The following is a 21,144-nucleotide window of genomic DNA, read 5'->3' as shown; positions in this document are numbered from 1 at the left end:
TGACGCGATCAGCGCGAGTAGTGCTCGACGACCATCTGGACGTCACAGGTCACGGGGACCTCAGCGCGCTTGGGACGGCGCACGAGCGTCGCCTTGAGGCGCTCGAGCTCGACATCGAGGTAATCGGGCACGGCGGGCAGAACATCGCGGTGGATGCCCTGCGCGGCGATCTCGAAGGGAACAGTGGTCTGCGACTTCGGCTTGACTTGGATGGTCTGGCCGGGCTTGACGCGGAAGGACGGGCGGTCGACGATCTTGCCGTCGACGAGGATGTGACGGTGGACCACGACCTGGCGGGCCTGCTGGATGGTGCGGGCGAAGCCTGCGCGCAGGACGAGGGCGTCGAGACGCATCTCGAGGAGCTCGACGAGATTCTCACCGGTCAGGCCGACGGTGCGGCGCGCCTCTTCGAAGGTGCGGCGCAACTGCGATTCGCGGATGCCGTACTGGGCGCGCAGACGCTGCTTCTCCTTGAGACGCACGGCGTAGTCGGATTCCTGGCGACGACGCGAGCGTCCGTGCTCACCGGGGCCGTAGGGGCGCTTCTCGAAGTAACGGACGGCCTTCGGGGTGAGGGCGATGCCAAGGGCGCGGGACTCGCGCACCTGCTTGCGGGAACGGTTCTGAGCCATTTCCTCTTCTTTCTAGTTTCTCGTGTCGTGAGCTGCGCGGGCGCACAGCCACGGGGTCGACTCCCAGAACGGATGTTCCTTCGGCTAAGACCCCCAGATGCCGTTGGGGCAACCCTGCAAGTTTAGCGCACGCGGAGCAGTTCTCTGATCGCGGCGAGCCTCTTCGTGATGAGCGCCTCATGCCCGTTCTCAGTCGGCTGGTAGTAGGCCGTCGACACGAGGTCGTCGGGCAGGTATTGTTGCGCCGCGACATGGTGGGGTTCGTCGTGGGCGTAGATGTAGTCGGTGCCGTGACCGAGGCGCTCTGCTCCCGCATAGTGCGAGTCGCGCAGGTGCGCGGGGACGGGCCCCCCTTTTCCCGCCCGCAGATCCGCGATGGCCGCGTCGATGCCCGCGTAGACGGCATTCGACTTGGGTGCGGTGGCGACGGCGACGACCGCCTCGGCGAGGATGATCCGCGCCTCCGGCATCCCGATGAGGGCGACTGCTTGGGCGGCGGAGACAGTGACTCCGAGGATTTCCGGCGCAGCCATGCCGATTTCTTCTGCGGCGGCAATCATGACGCGCCGGGCGATGAAACGCGGGTCCTCCCCCGCTTCGATCATCCGCGCGAGGTAGTGCAGTGAGGCGTCGACATCGGAGCCCCTCATGGATTTGATGAAGGCGGATGCGATGTCGTAGTGCTGATCGCGGTCCCATCTGACCAGCGCGCGGTTCGCCGCCGATTCCACGTGGGAGGCTGTGATCTCCTCCGAGGAGGTGTCGAGGGCGGCGCCTGCGGCCGCCTCGAGAAGCGTGAGGGACTTCCTGGCGTCGGAGCCCGCCAGCCGGAGGATCCCCTCTCGCGCATCGTCGTCGAGGCCGAATCGCCCGCCCAGTCCGCGCTCGTCCTCGAGTGCGCGCGTCAGTAATTGCGAGATCGCCTCGGGGTTCAGGGGGGCGAGGGTCACCAGCAGCGAGCGGGACAGCAGCGGCGAGATGACGGAGAAGGACGGGTTCTCCGTCGTCGCGGCGACGAGAGTCACCCACTGGTTCTCCACTGCGGGCAGCAAGGCGTCCTGCTGAGACTTCGAGAATCGGTGCACCTCGTCGACGAAGAGGATGGTGTCCTCTCCCGAGGCCGCAGTCCGCCGCTTCGCGCTCGCCACGACATCACGGATGTCGTTGACTCCGGAGGATACTGCGGATAGTTCTTCGAAGTGCCTGCCCGATGCTCTGGCGACCAGGTAGGCGAGTGTGGTCTTCCCGGTTCCCGGCGGCCCCCACAAGATGACGGAGGCGACCTTAGGGGCGCGGGGCGCCGATGGTTCGAGGAGGCGGCGCAGGGGGGATCCCTCGGACAGCAGATGGTCCTGGCCGACGACCTCGTCGAGAGCGCGCGGCCGCATCCGCACGGCGAGTGGAGCGTCTGCGCTGTAGGCGATGGAGCCGTCGTCGTCGAGCGATGACGAATCGAAGAGATCCATGAGGGTTACGGTCTGGAACCGGGCAGGAAGGACAGGACGTGCGCAATGACGCCGAGGCCGACGACCATGAGCAGGCCGGCGGTCCCGATGAGGACGGAATTGACGGCAGATACGGTTCCCTGCCCGCCGACGGACGCCTCTTCAAGGCTGTGAACGGACAGGAGCTTCGAACCGGACTCCGAGGCCTGAAGAGGGGGCGACGATGCCGGGGGCGACGTCGCTGCGGACTCTTCCTCCTCTTTTTCCCCGATATCGGCCGGGTCCGCGGCCGTCGGCTCATTCGTGGGCTCGGTCGGTGCTGGCGGGGCCTGGGACGATGATCGCGCGCGGGGACCTATGACTTGCTCGATCAGGGGCGCCCCGGCCCTTTAACACATCTGATGCTGCCGGAGAAAAGAGAGGCGGAAACCGTGGCGGGGGCTTGTCCGGCAAATTATTGAAAGGAATTGCAACTGCCTAACTACCTATCCCGTGCGCCTCATGGCGTCGACTGTCTCCGTCTTGGACCGGGAGGGGGGCGGCAGCTGCACCCCTGTCGCCATTGGCTGCGGGTCCGCTGTTCGGCACGGGGGGAGGGGCGGGGCTCGAGCCCGTCTGCACCGACATCGTCTTTTCCGCTTCGGATTCAATGGGCTCGATGGGTTGGACCGGTTCGACTGGCGGCGCCGATTGGGCGGAATCGGTATCGAATAGCCCCTCGATCCGGATGTACCAGGTCGTCTTGCAGTTGGCGATGACTTGACCGAATGCATCGATGCCGACAATGGTGAGGCTGTGGTCGGTCCCGGGCTCCCAGGATGCGCCATTGCGGGTGTTCTTGCCATTGGGAATGTCAATCGCGACTTCATAGGCGTCCGCCTCAACGACATCGCTCGTCCATTGAGACACCTGGTATCCGTCGACATTGACGGGTGGAGTTTCCCGGTTGCGCGGCTCGGCATCGCCCTCGTCGAGGATGACGATCACATGCGCCCCCTCCCCTGCTCCCGTGCAGGGGCCGTGGGCGGTGAGCATCGTCCGATCCGAACCGATAATGCGCGGATCGTCGGGCGTTCCACCCGTCGTGGCCTCGGCATGGGCGGGGGCGATGCATGTCAGCGAAGCGGCACCGGCGATGAGCGCGACAAGAGTGCGCCTTAAGAGGACGGCGCCCCGGTTCCGATGGCGCTGCGCTAGCCGAGTACGCACTGGTTTCCTCCCCCCGCGTGTGAGACCCCATGTGGATCGTTGAATTGCTGACGTCACACAGACTAACAGTTTCTCAAGGGGCCGCGCCCTGCGGGCACTCTCATTCGAAGAGGGAGGTGTCTCCCGCGCCCTTTCGCGCAACGACTGCGGGGCGCTCGGTGAAGTCGATGACGGTTGTCGCACCGGCGACTCCGACGGGGCCGACGACGACGAGGTCGATGAGCGCACCTATCCGATCGTCGACCTCGAAACCGTCAATGAGGGGATCCTCTTCGCCCGGAAGAATCAGGGTCGAGCACAGCAGTGGTTCTGCGAGACTCGCGACGATCGCCTGCGTGATGACGTGGTCGGGGATCCGCACTCCGACGGTGTGCTTCTTCTTGTTGAGGGTCATGCGCGGCACTTCCTTCGTGCCGGGCAGGATGAAAGTATAGGGGCCGGGTGTGAGGGCCTTGATCGTCCGGAATTGCGAATTGTCGACGATGACGAGCTCTCCGAGTTGAGCAAAGGAGTGGCACAGGAGGGAGAAATTGTGCTTGTCATCGAGCCTGCGCACCTGACGGATGATGTCCATCCCCTGCTTGTTCCCTAGGGTGCAGGCGATGGCGTAACCGGAGTCGGTGGGCAGGGCGATGACCCCACCGCTCTTGAGCGTGTCGACGGCCCTCGTCACGAATCGGGTCTGCGGGTTCACGGGGTGCATCTCTACATACGACATGGCTCCATTGTGCCGTAGTTCACTGACCCGACGCGGGCGAATGGTGCTCCGTCCCCTCGCTCACACGAATGCGCCTGCGCGTGGTCCACACTCTGATGACCACGATGATGCACAGCGCCGGGCTGAAGAAGAAGGGCGTCCCCATCACGACGAAGAACGACAGGAAGTACCAGCCCGTCGCGACCGCGATCGCAGCGAGCAGGCGCATCCACGCGATCGCGGGAACGTGGCGGTCGACGAGCCACACGACGGCCGCCGTTGAGGCGGGGACGAAACACAGCATGATCGCCCCGAATCCCTTCGGATCCCCCGTCACCGGGCGGAGCACATCGTAGAGCCACTGGACCCACTGGCTCGAGTTGAAGGCGGAGACCATCATCGCGGTGACCATCGCCCAAGAGAGCATGAGCAAGACGATGGGGCCCCAGATGTGCAGGCGCGCCCCCTTCCGATGAGCCGATTCGCAGATCCCCCACGCGATGAGCATGGGGAACACGGAGATCACGGCCCAGTCGTTGTAGGAGATGGAGAGCAGAGCCCCCGGATGCGAGTCTTTCCCCGTCACCTCGGCGACGAGGTCGACGATCCCCGGCAAGAATCCGAAGGACATCTCCAACGAGGCCATGACCAGGCCAATGAGGGCGAGGAGCGTGACCGCGATCCGTGCGTTCATCGGGACGCGGACTCTGCGCACGCCCGTGATGCTCACAGCGCTGTCCGGCGCGGATGCGCCCGCCCATTGGCGTAGCCGAAGCATCACCGAGACGAGAAAAATGGGGATGGCGAAGACGAGCGATGCGAAGGGTATTTCGGACAGGGCCGCAGCCATGAATCCGAATGGCAGTCCGATGAGGAGTGCAAGGGCCCATCGCACAGGAGTGATCGGGACTCTCGCTTCGAGGAGTTGATCGACGACGAGCACGACGGCACACACGGCGATGAGGATGAACACCCACCACAGTGCGTCGGCGGCCTCCTTCAATGCCGGAGCAGGGGGCTCCTCACCGTTTCTTGCTGCGATGATCCACATCGCTCTCATGATCGAACTGATGAGCGCCGCGACACTGAAGGTTGCCGCTACTGCCAATGCGCGGGGCGGAGTAATAGCGGACTTTCCGGCAATGAGACACACCGCTGCGATCATCACGAGCACAGGCAGGAGGAAGTTGCCGACGAATAATTCGGCGCCATCCACGATCGCCTTGTACGGGGCGGTCTCCATCATGTCCCGTATCCCCAGGGTGTAGAACAAGAAGGAGGTGTACATCCCCTGATAGAGGTAGGCCAGCGGGATGGCGAGGCCGGAGAGGATCATCGCCGCCCTGAGCGTCAACCTCATGCCCAGGCCGTTGGCCACGGCCGACAGTCGCAAGCGCCCGTCGGGCCGCTTGAGTCCCCGTGCGCGCGCATCGTCGAGAGCCGTGGCGATGAAGACCTCCGCGAAGTCATCGCGCCACTGCTTCGGGTAGTAGCGGAGCAGGCGTTCGAAGGCCTTCTCGTCGATCATGCGAGTTCTCCTTTCACGTCTGCCGCGATCCATGCGACGCACAGCGTCCGATTGACGCGATCAGCAGTCCATGGCCGGGGGCTGAGGACCGGTCGGATCGTCCTCTTCAACGCTGCGAGGGAGTCGCGCGCTGCACTGGTGAGTTCGTCGAGTTCTTCCACCGCCTCTTCAAGGGTGGCCCCGCCCTCGTCGGTGAGTCGGTAGTAGCGCCGGGCGCGCCCGGCGACGATCTCCTCCCCATCGGCGGCGATGAGGCCGGTCTTCTCGAGGCGTTCGAGGGCTGCGTACAGAGTCGTTGTCTTCATGACGGCGCGTCCCTTCGACAGAGCTTCAACGTCGCGCATGATGTCGTAGCCGTGCCTGCGCCCCTGGGCGAGGACGGTGAGTATCCAGAAGGAGTTCCGCGTCATCGACGATGCCATAGAGGCATCATAACAATGGAATAGTCCAATATTAGGCATATTCCAAACTCTCGCGCAGATGTCTCCAGAAGACGCACCGAGGGGCGGCGGAATCCCTTCCACCGCCCCTTGAGGACCACGGTCATCACTGATGACAGTGACACCCCCGATCGATCATGATGCGCTCTCGTCGGCGGATGCCTCTTCGCCCCGCTTCTTCGGGGTCGCGTCGACACCCGCCTCCTTGCGCTGCAGCGGCGTAATCGGAGCGGGAGCATCGGTGAGCGGATCGTAGCCGCCGCCCGACTTCGGGAACGCGATGACATCGCGGATCGACTCCGCCTTCGTCAACAGCGCCACAATGCGGTCCCAGCCGAAAGCAATACCGCCGTGGGGCGGCGCACCGAATTGGAAGGCGTCGAGGAGGAAGCCGAACTGCTCCCGCGCCTCCTCATCGCCAATGCCCATGACATTGAAAACCCGGTTCTGCACATCGCGGCGGTGGATACGAATCGATCCGCCGCCGATCTCATTGCCGTTGCAGACGATGTCATAGGCGTAGGCGAGGGCGTTCGCGGGATCCTTGTCGAAGGAGTCCAACCATTCGGGCTTGGGCGATGTGAAGGCGTGGTGCACGGCGGTCCAGGCGCTGTGCCCGAGAGCGACATCGCCCTCCGCCTCCGCGATTCCCGTCGGCTTGAACAGGGGCGCGTCAACGACCCACGTGAATGCCCACGCATCAGGGTCAATGAGATCACAGCGCTTGCCGATCTCGAGGCGCGCAGCACCCAGGAGTTCGCGGACGGCGGTCGCCTCCCCCGCTCCGAAGAAGATGCAGTCGCCGGGGTTGGCCCCGGTCGCAGCGGCAAGACCCTCGCGCTCCGCTTCGGTGATGTTCTTCGCGACGGGACCGCCCAGGGTCCCGTCCTCACTGATCGTCACATAAGCCAGCCCCTTGGCTCCGCGGGCCCTGGCCCACTCCTGCCACTTGTCGAAGGTGCGCCTGGGCTGGGAGCCTCCCCCGGGCATGACGACGGCGCCGACATAGGGCGCCTGAAAGACGCGGAACGTCGTATTGGCGAAGTACTCGGTGAGGTCGGTCAGCTCGAGGCCGAAACGCAGATCCGGCTTATCCGAGCCGTAGCGCTCCATCGCGTCCTTGTACGTCATACGCGGCAGGGGCGTCGGCAGATCGTAACCGATGAGCTTCCACACGGCCGTCATGACATCCTCGGCGACCTTGATGACGTCATCCTGGTCGACGAAGCTCATCTCAATGTCGAGCTGGGTGAACTCGGGCTGGCGGTCCGCACGGAAGTCCTCATCGCGGTAACAGCGCGCGATCTGGAAGTAGCGCTCCATGCCCGCGACCATGAGCATCTGCTTGAACAGCTGCGGGGACTGGGGAAGCGCGTACCACGATCCTGGCGACAGTCGCGCCGGGACGATGAAGTCGCGGGCGCCCTCGGGGGTCGAGCGGGTCAGCGTCGGAGTCTCGATCTCGACGAAATCGTGCTCGTAGAGGGTGTCTCGCGCTGCCCGCGACACCTTGGAGCGCAAGCGCAGGGCGTACTGTTCGGGCTCGCGGCGAAGATCGAGGTAGCGGTACTTGAGCCTCGTCTCCTCGCCGACATTCCCCGAATCCTCAGCGTGGGACGACACCTGGAAAGGAAGAGGCGCGCAGGGGTTGAGGATCTCGATATCGTCCCCCATCACCTCGATCGCGCCGGTCGGCAGATTCGGATTCTCATTGCCCTCGGGGCGGGCGCAGACCTCGCCGGTCACCTTGAGGACGAATTCGGAGCGCAGTTCGTGGGCAACGGACTCATCGCGGACGACGATCTGGGCGATGCCCGAGGCGTCGCGCAGGTCGACGAAGGCGACTCCCCCGTGATCGCGCCGTCGATCGACCCATCCGGTCAGTGTCACGGTCTGTCCGATAACCTCGACGCCGAGCTCGGCGATGTGGTGGGTGCGAAGCACGTCTATTCCTTTCATCAGTACCATCCGCGAGACGGGCGGCGGCATGGTGAGTTTACGCCCACTTGTTGGTCTCTTCGCAATCGGGGTGAGAAGATTCCCCGGTGACAGACTCCCGCCCCGCTTCCCCACCGTGGAAACCACTGGAGATTTCACTGCTCATCGGCTCCGTCATGCTCATCACCCTCGCCGCTTTCGAGGGCCTAGCGACAACGACGATCATGCCGAATGTGGTGGAGGATCTCGACGCCGAACAGTGGTTCTCCGTCGCCTCCGGCTCCTCCATGGCGGCCCAACTCGCGGCGACAGTCATCGCGGGCGCCCTCGCCGACTCGCGGGGCCCCGCGAAGGTCCTCCTCGTGGGCCTGTCCTTCTTCACCGTCGGGCTGCTCGTCTCCGGCTTCGCCCCACAGATCTGGATATTCGTCGTGGGACGCCTCATCCAAGGGATCGGCGGCGGCCTCATCATCGTTCCCCTCTATGTCTTCATCGGATCAGTCGCCCCGCCCGAGCACCGACCCTCCTTCTTCGCCGCCTTCTCACTGGCCTGGGTGCTCCCCTCACTCATCGGTCCCGCCATCGCCGGATACGCTGCGACACATGTGGGGTGGCGCCCCGTGTTCTGGGCCGTCCCCCTCCTCGCCGCGATCGCGACGCTCCCCCTCGTCTCAGTGTTGAGGAGACTCGCATCGGATCGGGCTCGACAGCCCGCGCAGCTGTCGCGCCTGGCAATACTCGCCCTCGTCTGCGGATCGGGTGTCCTGCTCCTTCAACTTGCAGGCGCCCTCGGCCAATGGCGGCTCATCGCGCTTACCCTCGCGGGCCTTGTTCTGACCGGCTGGGCGCTGCCCCGACTGATGCCCAAGGGGGCCTTCACCCTGCGCCGCGGCGTCCCCTCCGCGATCATGACTCGCCTCTTCGCCATGGGAGCCCAGGCGGGGGCCAGCGCCTTCATCCCCCTCGTCCTTCAGCGCGTCCACCACTGGCATGCCGACTCGGCGTCCCTGGCCGTCACGGTGGGGACCGTGTCGTGGGCATTCGGCGCAACACTGCAATCCCGAGTCCGCGACGGGAACGCGCGGATGCGCCTGCCCGTCATCGGTGTCATCCTGCTCACTGCGGGACTCATCCCCGTTGTCGGCCTCGTCAACGCCGACTGGCCCGTATGGCCCGCACTCGTCGGATGGTTCTGCTGCGGAGCGGGAACCGGGATGATGCACTCCACCCTGTCGGTCCTCACCCTCGGACTGTCAAGGCCCGAAGAGCACGGGAAGGTGTCGAGCTGGCTCCAAGTCGCAGACTCCGCAGGGAGTGCCGTCGAACTCGCCGTCGTCTCCATCGCGCTGTCCGCATGGACCTTCATCGGCGTCACGGGCGACCTGTCCTACGCCCCCGCCCCGCTCATCGCGTTGCTCGTTTCAGTCCTCTCGATCATTTCCGCGATGCGGATCGCGGATGCCGCGTCCTCCTGATGAAAACGGAATCGAGGATTCGACACCCCTCGTCGCCGCCATGAGGATCGGCCTTGCGAGACCCGCACTGACGACGAAGCGCGGCCGCCGGGGACTCCCCGGCGGCCGCGCCCTCATCGTTCAGCGGTAGTGGTGCTTCCCGAAGGAACGGCCCCCGCGCTGACCGCGATCATCGCGTTCGAAGCGCTGACCTCTCAGGCTGCGCGAATCGCGCCCCTTGAAGCCGCGCTCTCGGCGGTCATCCCGATCGAAACGGTCCCGGTCCTCGTATCGCCACGCGTACTCGCGCTCCTGCCGATCACTCGAGGGCCTGTCGGAACGGTCGAAGCGCTCAGCCCGATCGAAGCCATCGCTGCGGCCCTTGCCGGGCCCCTCATCGACCCTGATCCGCATGGCCCGCCCCGACACGTACCCCTTGGCGATCTTCGACAGCTGCGCATCCGACAGATCCGCCGTGATGTCGACGAGCGAGAAGGTCGGGTAGATCTCGATATTGCCGATATCGCGGCCATTGATCCCGCCTTCGCCCGCAATGGCGCCAACGATGGAACCGGGCCTGACACGGTCCTTCTTGCCGACCTCGATGCGGTAGCGGGTCCCGGCCCCCATGGGGCGCCCGCTTCCGCGGCGCCGCGAGCCGTCCCTACCACCCTTGAGCGGTCGGTCCTTGTCGCGTCCGCCCTCGAAGGAGGCGCTCACGAACTCGCCGGCCTCGTCGACCTCCTCCTCGCGGCGGATCTTGCCCGAACCGCGACGATTCTTCTCGACGCGGGGTGAGGGCCCCTCATCGCCGACGGCATTCGCCATGAGAGCAGCCGCAATGTCGACGATGTCGACTGTACCCTTGTTCTGCGCCTCCTCGAGGAGGCCCTTGTACAAGTCGAGTCTGCCCCGTTCGATCCTTTCTCCCAATCCCTCGAGAATACGGCACGCCCGGAACTCGGAGACGGCTGCGGGAGAGGGGATCTGGATCTCTTCCATCGGCGTGCCGGTGAGCCGCTCAATGCGACGCAGGCGCCCCTGCTCGCGCGGAGTGAAGAAGGTGAGGGAGCGGCCCTCGCGTCCCGCTCGGCCGGTACGTCCGATGCGATGGACATAGGCTTCGGGCTCCCTGGGAACGTCGAAGTTGACGACCAGTGAGATCCTCTCGACGTCGAGGCCGCGAGCGGCGACATCGGTGGCGACGAGGACGTCGAGCGTGCCGGTGCGCATCCGCTCCACCATTCGCTCGCGCTCGGACTGGGCGACGTCTCCGGAGATGCCGGCGGCGCGGAAACCGCGCGCAGACATTTCCAAGGAGATCTCTTCGACGTCGGCTCGGGTCCTCACGAAGACGATCGCGGCATCTGCATCCTCCTGGCCCTGCGCGATGTGCTGCGCGCGGGTCGCGAGGACTCGGGAGAGTGCGCCGATCTTATGCTTATAGGGGACGACAGCGTAGGTCTGGTGAATCGTGTCGACCGTCGAAGACTCCTCGGAGACGGCGATCTTCACAGGGTTCGTCAAATGGGTGTTCGCGATGCGCTCAATGGGAGCGGGCATGGTCGCGGAAAAGAGCGCGGTAAGGCGCTCGTCAGGGACCGACTCGGTGATGGTCTCCACCGCTTCGGCGAATCCCATGCGCAGCATCTCATCCGCCTCGTCGAGGACGAGCATGCGCACCTGGGACAGATCCAGCGCCCCCCTGTCGATGAGGTCGATGATGCGTCCCGGAGTGCCGACGACGACCTGTGCTCCCCGCTTGAGTGCGGAGATCTGGGGCCCGTAGGGCGAGCCGCCGTACACCGGGACGACGTCGAGGCCCCGGGTCCTCGAGGCGAAGTCCTCGATCGCCTGAGCGGATTGCATGGCGAGTTCGCGCGTCGGAGCGAGGACGAGGGCCTGCACCTCCTTCTCATCGGCATCCACGATCGACAGCATCGGCAAGCCGAATGCTGCTGTCTTGCCGGTGCCCGTCTGCGCGATGCCGACGACGTCGCGCAGCTCGAGCAGAGCCGGGATGGCCTCGGCCTGGATCGGAGTGGGGGTGACGAACCCCATGAGGGTGACGGCCTGGAGGATCTCCTCGGGGAGTCCGAGGTCCTCGAAGGTCACGGAGTCGTCCTCGTCTGCGTCGTCCTGCGAATCGATGTCGTCGGCGTCTGCGTTATCGATTTTAGAGTCGTCATCCTCGAACACATCGGGGGCATCGACTGCGGTGGCGTCCTCGACCGCCGGATCCGAGTCGGCGTTCACAGGATCGTCGTGGATCTGAGCGTCCACGGGGAAAGAGTCATCAAAATTGTCGGGCATGAAGTCCGGGTTGTCGGGCACAATCATCCTTATCGGGCAGAGGATCATCTCGAAGCCTGGTGGTCACCTGGCCGGGCCGCTCGGGGGCCTTCGGCGCGGCTCCACTTTCCACAACACTCACCGCTACCGGTGCCCATCACAATCGGAAGGCGCGCCTCATCGCCCAATAAGCCTACAAGCATCCGATCCGTTCGAACGCGGCGCCCCCGGTGAAATCCCTCACCCGGGCGCCCCGGACGAGGGTGCCGTCCCTCAGCGGGACGCCCGCTCCAGCGCGGCGACGATCCGGCGCTGACGATCGTCCTCCGCCTCCAACGGCTCCGTCGCCTCGTGGTGGATCTCCTCAGCGAGCCTCTTTCTGATCGCATTCAAAGCGCGCCTCTTGGCGCGCCGCGCACCCGCCCTGGAGGCGAGGGCGCTCGTCCCGGCGATGAGTACCGTCGCGAGGACGCCTCCCAGGAGCAGAAACGACGGGATGGGAATGCCGCGCCACAGGGGAAGATCGACCACGATGAGGAGGAACTCCTTCAACGCCCACACTGCAGTGAGCCACAGGGCGCTCGCGGCTGTAACGAGCCAGGCGATCCACTGCGCGTGCGACGCCCACCGCCACCACCCGGGTTCCTTTTCCACGGTGATCGGCGCCCTCGCAATGAGATGGTCGACGGCGTCGGGAAGGAGCGCCGCCGACTGAGAGGCGAGCGCATTCAACGAGCGCGACCATGGGGCGGGCCTGCCCCGGCAGATCTCATCCGATACGCGGCGCATCGCCGTCATCACCCGCGCTCTGCCCGCAGCGTCAAGGGCGGAATGTGTGGGCACGGAGGCGCCATCACGTGTCGCCCCACGTCCCAGATGCCGTATGGACAGGGGATCCGCCCTCAATGTGGAGGCCCATGCGACTGGCTTCCACCCCGTTGCCCGGTGGCACCGGTGGCGATACGATGCGGCGACGTCGGCCCCGATTGCATCGATGCCCGCTGCATCCGACACTGCCGCAGTCAAAGCCCCCGTCAGCCCCTCCGATTGGAAGGACGGCAGATGTGAGTCGAGGCCGATGGAGCTGCGGATCGAGTGGCAGGCGCTGTCGAGGGCGGCGTGGATGCGAAGGTATTGCGCCTTGACCTGCCGGGAGACCACCGACACGAGGTCCGCCAAGGAGGCGATGCCCTCACCGGTGACGGTCGACGCCATGACGATCGGCGCCTCGGCGAGCCCGTCGTCTCGCACGAGCTGACCGAGATGCCTGGTCACCGATTCGCGGGCGGCGTCGTCGAGCAGGTCCGTCTGGTTGAGGACGACGACGCTGGCGCCGCGGGCGTTGCCCGAGGAGCGGATCCACTGCGAGTGGATGACGTCGTCGGCGTACTTCTGCGGGTCGACGACCCAGATGACGAGGTCGACGCGCTCAGTGAGGCGGCGCGCCTCCTCATGATTGTCGTGCGCATAGGAGTCGATATCGGGGACGTCGATGAGGACGACCCCGTCGGAGAGGAAACGATCATCGCCAATGCGGACACACTCGGTAATGCTGAGCCATTCGAGCAATGCCGAAGCATCGTGGGAGGCCGACGTCGCCGCCATGGGGGCCGATGTCGTCGGCCGGACGACGGACACCGCAGCGGCGTCCTCGCCGATGAGGGCGTTGAAAAGTGAGGATTTGCCCGACCCTGTAGCCCCCACAAGCGCGACGAGGACGGCGTCCGGGTCGATGATGTTCCTCTCGGAGGCGATGGCCAGGCAACGGGCGACATCGTCGCTGAGTTCTTCCGGTGCCTCATCGCCGAGCAGGTCCATCGCCTCGGCGATGGCGTCGACCCTGTGTGTCACGCTCATCGGTTGAGCCATTGACTCCTCACCTCCTCGACGGCGACGCGCAGAGCATCGGAGGAGGGGGCCTCGGGCAGCGCATGGCGCAGCGGCTCCAGCGCCTCCTCCTCGGCATGGACGAGACGATGGATGAGATCGTCGTGCGCCGCCTTGGTCATGGTCCTCACCGCTTGGTCTCCGAAGATAGTCTCCAAGAGTTTCTGAGCGACGACGGCGGACGCTCCGGCGACGCCGACTTCGCCGCCGGTGAGCCCTCCGGTGGACGCGAAGAGGACGATGATGAGCGCAACCGCAATGACATTCACGCCGATCGCGGCAATCCTCGCCATTGAGCGGCGCGACGAGCCCTGCGTCCTCACCAATTCGAGGAGGGCGCGCTGCCACTCGCGGGTCAGGATGAGGCTCGTTGTTCGCGCCTCCTCCTCGCTGAGGCGTTCAACGCCGCCGATGAGGTCGCGCGTTGGGACCGCCGTCGCCCACTGCTCCTCCACACCGCGCCGCACAGACACAAGTTCAACGTGGATAAGAGTCGCCACGCCCGCTTCGATCGCATCCTCCACGGGGGCGATCGGCGCGGGCCTGCCCCGGATCCACGCGGAGAACCTGTCCCTCAGCGAAGCGAATCCGCGCGATAGGCTCCGCGTGAAGTCCGCGGCGCCGACGACCTCCTGCCAACGGGCGAGGACCTCGCCGCGCAGCAGTGATCCGTCTCCGGTGGCCTCCTCGAAACGCTGCACGGAGTGGTCGATCTGTGCGCGGGCTGCGTCGAGCGCCCACATGCGGGCGGCTCCCGCCTCGTCGAGGGCGTCTGCGCAGTCGAGGGCGCTCGCGGCGACATCCGCGATGGCCCCCGTCAGGGCCCTGCGAGCGACCTCGTGTCGGCTGTTCGCGTCGGCGACAATGGCCTCGTACCAGCCGGTGAGCCCGGCGAGTGCGGCGGGCGGCAGGAGGCCCTCCGACAGTTCCTGCTCGTCGACGCTGAACACCTGCGCCGATTGCAATCCCCTGTCATTGAGGAGTCTCCTCAAATCCCCCTCAACGGTCGGAGTAGCCCCTGGGGGGATCCTATTGAGGACCACTGCGACGGTGATCCCCGATTCTGCGGCCTGTTCGAGCAGATCCCAGGCGACGGCGTCGGCGTATCGGGCGGCGGTCGTCACGAAGACCCACAGGTCCGCCGCATCGAGCAGTTCGCGCGACATCAGGCGGTTCGCATCCGACACCGAATCGATATCGGGCGAATCGACGAGGGCGAGGCCGCGGGGAAGCCGCTCGCAGGCCAACAGCGCGATCTGGGTGCTCGACTCGACGATGCCGGATGCGGCGTCGATCCGCGTCAGACGGGGCATGATGCGGTCGGAGGAGAACCATTCGCCCTCGTCTGGGTGGTGGACGAGCAGCGGACGCCGGGTCGTGGGGCGCACCGCAGACGAGGCGGACACGGTGGAGCCGACGAGGGAATTGATGATCGTCGATTTTCCCGAACCGGTCGAGCCGCCCACCACGCCCACGAGGGGCGCATCAATGGAGTCGACCCGGGGGCGGATGAAGTCGTCGAGACGGCGAAGGATCCGGTCGCGCTGCGCGAGCGCGCGCGACGCCGAGGAGGTGGGCAGGGTGAAGGAGGCGTCGCCGACCGTGCGGCGCAGTTCGTCCAATCCCCCGCGACCCATATCAGCTCACCGCTTCGACTCGGGGCGCGCGATCATCGGCGGGGGGCTCCCACGCGGACGCATCGGCCTCGACCTGTTCTCCGGATCGGATGTCCTTGACGGTGTCCGTTTCTTCGCCCGTTCCGGGGAACCAGACGAAGGGAATGCCGCGCTTATCCGCGTATTTGATCTGCTTGCCGAATTTCGCGGCGCTGGGTGCGACATCGGTGCAAATGCCGCGCGAGCGCAGCTCAGAAGCGATCTGTTCGGAGCGTTCACGCTCGGCTTCGTCGACGACGGCGACGAGGACGGCAGTGGGGACCTTGCGGGTGGCGCGCACCATGGGGGCGGAAATCATGCGGGACACGAGGCGGGACACCCCGATGGACAGGCCGACTCCCGGATAGGTGCGCTTGCCGTCCTTCGCGAGAGAGTCATATCTGCCGCCCGAGCAGATCGAGCCGAGATCCTCGTGCCCCTCGATGACGGACTCGTAGACGGAGCCCGTGTAGTAGTCGAGTCCGCGGGCAATCTTGAGGTCGGCGATAACAGCGCCGGGCATCCGCCGATTCGCGATCTCGATGAGCGCGCACAGCTCATCGACACCCGAGTCGAGCAGGTCGCCACTGACGCCGAGGGAAGCGATACCGCTTCGGATGACGGCAGGGTCACTGGAACGGATCTGCGCCATGTCGAGCAGCGTGGCGATCTGCTCCCCCATGATCCCGGAGGCGGCCAGTTCGTCGACGACACCGTCGGGGCCGATCTTGTCGAGCTTGTCGAGGCCGCGCAACGCCGCCTCCACGTCGTGAACGCCGAGGGACTCACACACCCCTTGGACGACTTTGCGGTTGTTGACGAGGATACGGACGGGCGGGATCGGCAGGGTGTTGAGTGCCTCCGCCATGATGAGGGGGAGGTCAACCTCGTAGTGGAAAGGCAGTTCTCCATTGCCGACGACGTCGATATCAGCCTGGCAGAACTCGCGGAATCGCCCCTCTTGCGGACGCTCCCCTCGCCACACCTTCTGCATCTGGTAGCGCTTGAACGGGAAGTCGAGGTCATTGGAGTTCTCGACGACATAGCGCGCGAAGGGGACGGTGAGATCGAAATGCAGGCCCATTGCGCGCTCTTTTCCGGTGCGGCGCCCCGCCTGCGCATCCCTCATCGCTTGGAGGCGGTCGAGGACGTACACCTCTTTGGAGGTCTCCCCCTTCGCTTCGAGCTGTTCGAGGGTCTCCACGGCCCGCGTTTCGATTCCGCAGAACCCGTGGAGCTCGAATACTCGACGCAGATGATCGAGGACGGCCTGCTCGATGATGCGACCGTCGGGGAGCCATTCGGGGAATCCGGAAAGAGAAGTGCGTGGCATGGGCCTATTGTTCCACGCCCGGTGGCCTCATTCGACTCCGGCTCGCTCCAATGCCCCTGCTTGGGGCCTCAGCCCAGGGCGCGTGCGCGTGTGAGATAGGGATTCGTCTCGATCTCCTGGGTGAGAGTCGTCAGCGGACCGTGGCCGGGGATGAGCAGCGTGGCGGGGTCGAGGGCGTGGGACAGGGTGCGCAGGGAGTGACGCATCTGCACCTCATCGCCGCCGGGCAGATCGGTGCGCCCAACGGAGCCCGCGAAGAGGACATCCGCGCTCAGAGCCCACGGGACGGGGATCTTCGAGTGCACGAGGACCTCGGTGCCGGAGATGACGTTGATGTCGCAGTGTCCGATGAACACTGCGGAGCCCTCGGTGTGGCCGGGAGCGGGGATCATCTTGAGCCACACTCCGTCGACGATTTCGACCGAGCCCGTCGGGAAGTTCCGAAGGTCGTCTGGCCTGCGCCACGCGGGCAGTCCGGGGGGCATGGGGATCGGCAGATGAGCCGCCGGGTCGTCCATGCGGTAGCGGTCGGGGCCGGGGATCCACGTCGGCGCCGGAGCATCGAGCGCCCAGGACGCGACTTCGGCGCACTCCCACACGTGGTCGGGGTGTCCGTGCGTCGCAAGGACACCGGCCACGTTCGCCCCCTCGTCGTCGAGGATCGACCGGATTCGATCATTGATCCCGGCCGAGGGGTCGACGACGAGGGCGCGCTCGGAGTCCTGGGCGATGATGACGACACAGTTCGCCGCGTAGAACGACGAAGGGATGACGTGGATCCGCATATCACTCGATAGTGGATCGGATCTGGTCGAGCCAGGTCTTCTTCGTCTCCAGCACCTCTGCGATGCTCGATGCCTTCTTCGCGTCGCCCGCCGCCTGAGCAGCCGCAAGATCCGCTTCAAGGGCGTCGACCTGGCTCTCGAGCTGGCCGAGCATCCCCTCGGCGCGTGCCCGCGTCTCAGGGTTGGTCCTGCGCCACTCCTTCTCCTCGGCGTCGCGGATCGCGGACTCTACGGCGCTCAGGCGCGAGTCGATGCGGCGAAGGTCGGAAGAGGGAACCCGCCCGATCTCATCCCAACGGTCCTGGATGGAGCGCAACGCCGTCTTGGCGGCATCGAGATTCTTGATCGGCAGAATCGCTTCCGCTTCCATGAGGAGCTTCTCCTTGGCGGCGAGATTCTCACGGTATTGAGAGTCGGTGGCCTCGTCCTTGGCGCGGCGCGCATCGAAGAAGACCTGTTGGGCGGCGCGGAAGCGCGCCCACAGGGCATCGTCCTCCTTGCGGGAGGCACGCGGAGCGACCTTCCAGCGGTTCATGAGTTCGCGGTACGCCGCCGAGGTCTGCCCCCATTCCGTGGAGGTCTGCAGCGCCTCGGCCTCGGCGATGAGAGCCTCTTTGATGCGCTTAGCCTCGGACTGGGCCTGGTCGAGCGCGGAGAAGTACTGGCGGCGATGACGGTCGAATTGGGTGCGGGCCGTGGAAAAGCGCTTCCACAGTTCGTCTTCCGTCGTTTTGTCGAGACGCGGCCCCTTGCGCTGAAGTGCCTTCCACTCGTCAAGGAGGTCGCGCAACATTTGGCCCGAATGCTTCCAGTGGGTCTGCTCCACGGGCTGGGCGACGATCTCCTCAGCGCGTTCCACGACGCTGGTGCGGTCGACGAGCGCCTGGGCCCGGGCGGCCTGACGCTCTTGCCGGGCCTGTTCCTTGCGTTCCTCTGCGCGAACGCTCACCGCATCGACGCGGGCGCGCAGCGCGACGAGATCGCCAATGGCACTCGGCTCGACGAGGGCTTCGCGGATGGTGGTGAGCGTCTGATCGATGTCCTTGGGGGCGAGTTGGGCGAGCCGGTCCTCGAAGAGCTTGATCGTCGCCTCAAGATCGGCGAAACGACGCTCGTACAGGGCGAAGGGATCCGCGGGGATTCCTTCCGGGTATCCGCCGATGATCCGCTCCTCATCTCCGTCACGAACATACACCGTTCCCGCCTCATCAATGCGGGCGAAGGGGTGCGCGGGGATCATCTGAGAGGCTGGCGCCTCCGTGGTCGACTCCTCAGCGAGAGTCGACTCCTTGACGGCCGTCTCTTCGGGTTCGGGCGTGTTGACCTGGGCAGTGGGAGTCGTGGTCACGGTATTCCTTTACAGGGGACGAGGGCACTGGGCCCGTGCATGGAAGTGCTCCACGCAGTTGTGGCGCTGGTGGCCGCCGTGGCGCACCTCCGCCAGTCTACGGGGTGCGGGGCGTTCCGATAAACCCGGTTCGCACATTGACTGTGAATTGAGACTGTGTCACGTCACGTCTTCGTCTTCTGTCCCGACAAGCGGACCGCCTCGAACACGCCGTCAACGCGCCGAAGGGCGGACAGAATCGCATTGAGATGCCCCATATCCGCCATTTCGAAGCTGAAGCGGGAGATCGACACTTGATCATTCGCAATATTCGTTGAAGCGGACAAGATATTGACGCGGTAGTCGGAGATGACGCGCGTGAGGTCGGAGAGCAGCCCCGCACGGTCGAGCGCCTTCACCTGGATCTGTACTCGGAAGACCTGTCCGGCAGCGCCCTCGGTCCATGCGACTCCGATGAAGCGCTCCGGTTGCAGTTCCTTGAGGCGCACCGCATTGTGGCAGGTTGCGAGGTGAACGGAGACCCATTGACCGCGGGTGATGAAGCCGACAACATCATCGCCCGGCACGGGAGTGCAACACTTCGCGAGTTTGATCCAGATGTCGTTCGAATCCATGCCGGACACCGTGATGCTAGCCTCCGCACCGACGTGGGTGCGATGGCGCACCGAACCGGGGGTGACGCCCTCGGAGAGTGTCTCCTCAGTACCGTCGCCGCCCCCGAGATTCTCAACGAGCTTGGACACCACATTGAGCGCGGAGACGTGGTTCTCCCCCACTGCCGCGTATAGGGAGGTGACATCCGAGTAGCCGAGGGATGTCGCCACCGACAGGATCGTCTCGTGGTTCATGAGTCGTTGCAGGGGCAGGTTCTGCTTGCGCATCGCTTTGGCGAGGGCCTCTTTGCCGTCTTCGACCGCCTCTTCGCGCCTTTCCTTGGAGAACCACGCCTTGATCTTCGAGCGTGCGCGCGGTGAGGCGACGAATGCGAGCCAGTCGCGCGACGGCCCCGCCTTGTCGGATTTGGAGGTGACGACTTCGACTGTTTCACCGGATTCGAGCCTCGTATCGAGGGAGACGAGACGACCATTGATCTTCGCGCCGACGGTGTGGTGTCCGACCTCGGTGTGGACCGCGTAGGCGAAGTCCACGGGGGTGGCGCGCGCCGGGAGGACGACGACCTCGCCCTTGGGGGTGAAGACGTAGACCTCGTCGCCGGCGATCTCGTACCGCAGGGAGTCGAGGAATTCCTCGGGGTCGCCCGTCTCTCGCTCCATCTCGACGAGGGCGCGCAGCCAGTTCGCCTGCTCGTCGGAGCTCATCCGATCCGCTTCGATGCTTGTCGCATTCGGGTTCTGCTTGTACTTCCAGTGGGCGGCGACGCCGTGCTCAGCGCGCTCGTGCATGTCGTAGGTGCGGATCTGGATCTCGACCGGCTTACCGCCCGGGCCGACGACAGTGGTGTGCAGCGACTGGTAGAAGTTGAACTTCGGCATCGCGATATAGTCCTTGAAGCGGCCCGGAATCGGATTCCACCGTCCGTGCAGCGCCCCCAGCACCGCATAGCAGTCCTTCACCGACTCGACGAGGACGCGCACCGCGACCAGATCGAAGATCTCATCGAATGCCTTGCCCCGCACGATCATCTTCTGATAGATCGAGTAGTGGTTCTTCGGGCGCCCGCTCACCGTGCCCTTGGTGCCCGAGCGGCGCAGATCCTCTTCGATCTGCCCGATAACATCGCGCAGATAGAGGTCCCTTTGAGGGGCGCGCTCGGCGACGAGGCGGTCGATCTCGTCGTAGATATCAGGGTAGAGCGTTTTGAAGGCCAGTTCTTCGAGCTCCCATTTCACCATATTCATCCCGAGGCGGTGAGCGAGGGGCGCATAGATCTCGAGGGTCTCTTGGGCCTTGTTCTTCGCCGAAGCGGCGGAGACGAAGCGCCAGGTCCGCGCGTTATGGAGCCGGTCGGCGAGTTTGATGAGCAGGACTCGGATGTCGCGGCTCATGGCGACGAGCATCTTACGCAGAGTCTCCGACTGCGCTGCGGCGCCGTAGTGGACCTTGTCGAGTTTGGTCACGCCGTCAACCAGCTGGGCGATCGCGTCGCCGTAGTCGCTTGTAAGTTGTCCGACCGTGTAGTCGGTGTCCTCGACGGTGTCATGGAGGAGCGCTGCGACGAGGGTCGGGGTCGTCATGCCCATTTCGGCGAGGATCGTCGCGACTGCAACGGGGTGGGTGATATAGGGCTCCCCGGACTTGCGGATCTGTCCACGGTGGTGCAGTTCAGCGGTCCTGTAGGCGCGTTCGATGACAGAGACATCCGCTTTGGGATGGTTAGCGCGCAGCGCCCGCACGAGCGGCTCGATCTCGGGGATCGTCGGTCGTGAGCGCGCGCCGAACCACACGAGGCCGGAGCGCACGAAGGAACTCGCCGCGGGCTTCGAAGCCTTGGAATTCGGTTGGTCTGTCATTCCTCCATGATACGCATCTGTGAGAGGCGA

At 65.3% G+C, this 21,144-nt stretch carries 17 protein-coding genes; 3 read left to right on the top strand and 14 right to left on the bottom strand.

The genetic code is table 11. The features are described from left to right. Window positions 1–8: 8 nt before the first annotated feature. Window positions 9–632 (bottom strand): 30S ribosomal protein S4, encoded by a 624-nt coding sequence (gene rpsD / locus BQ7471_RS05660; protein WP_076464852.1) that lies wholly within the window; start codon window positions 630–632, stop codon window positions 9–11. 122 nt (window positions 633–754) lie between these two features. Beyond that, window positions 755–2,098 carry a replication-associated recombination protein A gene (locus BQ7471_RS05655; RefSeq protein ID WP_076464851.1) on the bottom strand — a complete coding sequence of 448 codons (1,344 nt, stop codon included), beginning with the start codon at window positions 2,096–2,098 and terminating at the stop codon, window positions 755–757. 38 nt (window positions 2,099–2,136) lie between these two features. Here BQ7471_RS05655 and BQ7471_RS05650 point away from each other — a divergent pair, with 38 nt between their 5' ends. Next, entirely contained in the window at window positions 2,137–2,418 is a 282-nt protein-coding gene (locus BQ7471_RS05650) for a hypothetical protein (protein ID WP_076464849.1), read from the top strand. Window positions 2,419–2,554: 136 nt separating this feature from the next. Here BQ7471_RS05650 and BQ7471_RS05645 read toward each other — a convergent pair whose 3' ends face one another. The 5 genes from BQ7471_RS05645 to aspS all read right to left on the bottom strand — a co-directional run bounded on the left by BQ7471_RS05645 (window position 2,555) and on the right by aspS (window position 7,895). Next, window positions 2,555–3,286 (bottom strand): hypothetical protein, encoded by a 732-nt coding sequence (locus BQ7471_RS05645; RefSeq protein WP_076464848.1) that lies wholly within the window; start codon window positions 3,284–3,286, stop codon window positions 2,555–2,557. Between the two features lie 100 nt (window positions 3,287–3,386). After that, entirely contained in the window at window positions 3,387–4,004 is a 618-nt protein-coding gene (locus tag BQ7471_RS05640) for an L-threonylcarbamoyladenylate synthase (protein WP_076464846.1), read from the bottom strand. A gap of 19 nt (window positions 4,005–4,023) precedes the next feature. Beyond that, window positions 4,024–5,511, bottom strand: coding sequence for a hypothetical protein (locus BQ7471_RS05635; RefSeq protein ID WP_076464844.1), 1,488 nt, complete (start codon window positions 5,509–5,511; stop codon window positions 4,024–4,026). After that, on the bottom strand, window positions 5,508–5,933 hold the full coding sequence (locus BQ7471_RS05630) for a PadR family transcriptional regulator (protein WP_076464843.1): 426 nt from the start codon (window positions 5,931–5,933) through the stop codon (window positions 5,508–5,510). The genes BQ7471_RS05635 and BQ7471_RS05630 overlap by 4 nt, the downstream gene beginning before the upstream one ends. 153 nt (window positions 5,934–6,086) lie before the next feature. Next, a complete protein-coding gene (aspS, locus tag BQ7471_RS05625; RefSeq protein ID WP_205408261.1) occupies window positions 6,087–7,895 on the bottom strand; it encodes an aspartate--tRNA ligase in 1,809 nt (602 codons plus the stop codon). Between the two features lie 101 nt (window positions 7,896–7,996). Here aspS and BQ7471_RS05620 point away from each other — a divergent pair, with 101 nt between their 5' ends. Further along, a complete protein-coding gene (locus BQ7471_RS05620; protein WP_076464841.1) occupies window positions 7,997–9,364 on the top strand; it encodes an MFS transporter in 1,368 nt (455 codons plus the stop codon). Continuing rightward, complete coding sequence (locus tag BQ7471_RS11345) at window positions 9,348–9,494, top strand: hypothetical protein (protein WP_159438522.1); 147 nt, start codon at window positions 9,348–9,350, stop codon at window positions 9,492–9,494. Before BQ7471_RS05620 ends, BQ7471_RS11345 begins: the two co-directional genes overlap by 17 nt. On the opposite strand, the gene BQ7471_RS05615 is transcribed toward BQ7471_RS11345, so the two are convergent. The 7 genes from BQ7471_RS05615 to BQ7471_RS05585 form a co-directional block, all read right to left on the bottom strand. Beyond that, window positions 9,485–11,677, bottom strand: a complete 2,193-nt coding sequence (locus BQ7471_RS05615; protein ID WP_407922682.1) for a DEAD/DEAH box helicase — start codon at window positions 11,675–11,677, stop codon at window positions 9,485–9,487. The genes BQ7471_RS11345 and BQ7471_RS05615 overlap by 10 nt on opposite strands. A 231-nt stretch (window positions 11,678–11,908) precedes the next feature. Next, entirely contained in the window at window positions 11,909–13,492 is a 1,584-nt protein-coding gene (locus BQ7471_RS05610) for a GTPase (RefSeq protein ID WP_159438521.1), read from the bottom strand. Further along, entirely contained in the window at window positions 13,489–15,159 is a 1,671-nt protein-coding gene (locus tag BQ7471_RS05605) for a dynamin family protein (protein WP_076464838.1), read from the bottom strand. The genes BQ7471_RS05610 and BQ7471_RS05605 overlap by 4 nt, the downstream gene beginning before the upstream one ends. Window position 15,160: 1 nt before the next feature. Then, window positions 15,161–16,510 carry a histidine--tRNA ligase gene (gene hisS, locus BQ7471_RS05600; protein ID WP_076464837.1) on the bottom strand — a complete coding sequence of 450 codons (1,350 nt, stop codon included), beginning with the start codon at window positions 16,508–16,510 and terminating at the stop codon, window positions 15,161–15,163. A 68-nt stretch (window positions 16,511–16,578) separates the two neighbouring features. Next, entirely contained in the window at window positions 16,579–17,295 is a 717-nt protein-coding gene (locus BQ7471_RS05595; RefSeq protein WP_076464835.1) for an MBL fold metallo-hydrolase, read from the bottom strand. 1 nt (window position 17,296) lies between these two features. Then, entirely contained in the window at window positions 17,297–18,643 is a 1,347-nt protein-coding gene (locus BQ7471_RS05590; protein WP_076464834.1) for a DUF349 domain-containing protein, read from the bottom strand. Between the two features lie 164 nt (window positions 18,644–18,807). After that, window positions 18,808–21,114 (bottom strand): RelA/SpoT family protein, encoded by a 2,307-nt coding sequence (locus BQ7471_RS05585; protein WP_205408260.1) that lies wholly within the window; start codon window positions 21,112–21,114, stop codon window positions 18,808–18,810. Window positions 21,115–21,144: the final 30 nt, after the last annotated feature.

This window comes from Actinomyces mediterranea, assembly GCF_900155595.1.
GTDB classification, from domain to species: domain Bacteria; phylum Actinomycetota; class Actinomycetes; order Actinomycetales; family Actinomycetaceae; genus Pauljensenia; species Pauljensenia mediterranea.
This window is presented reverse-complemented; position numbering and strand designations above follow the sequence as displayed.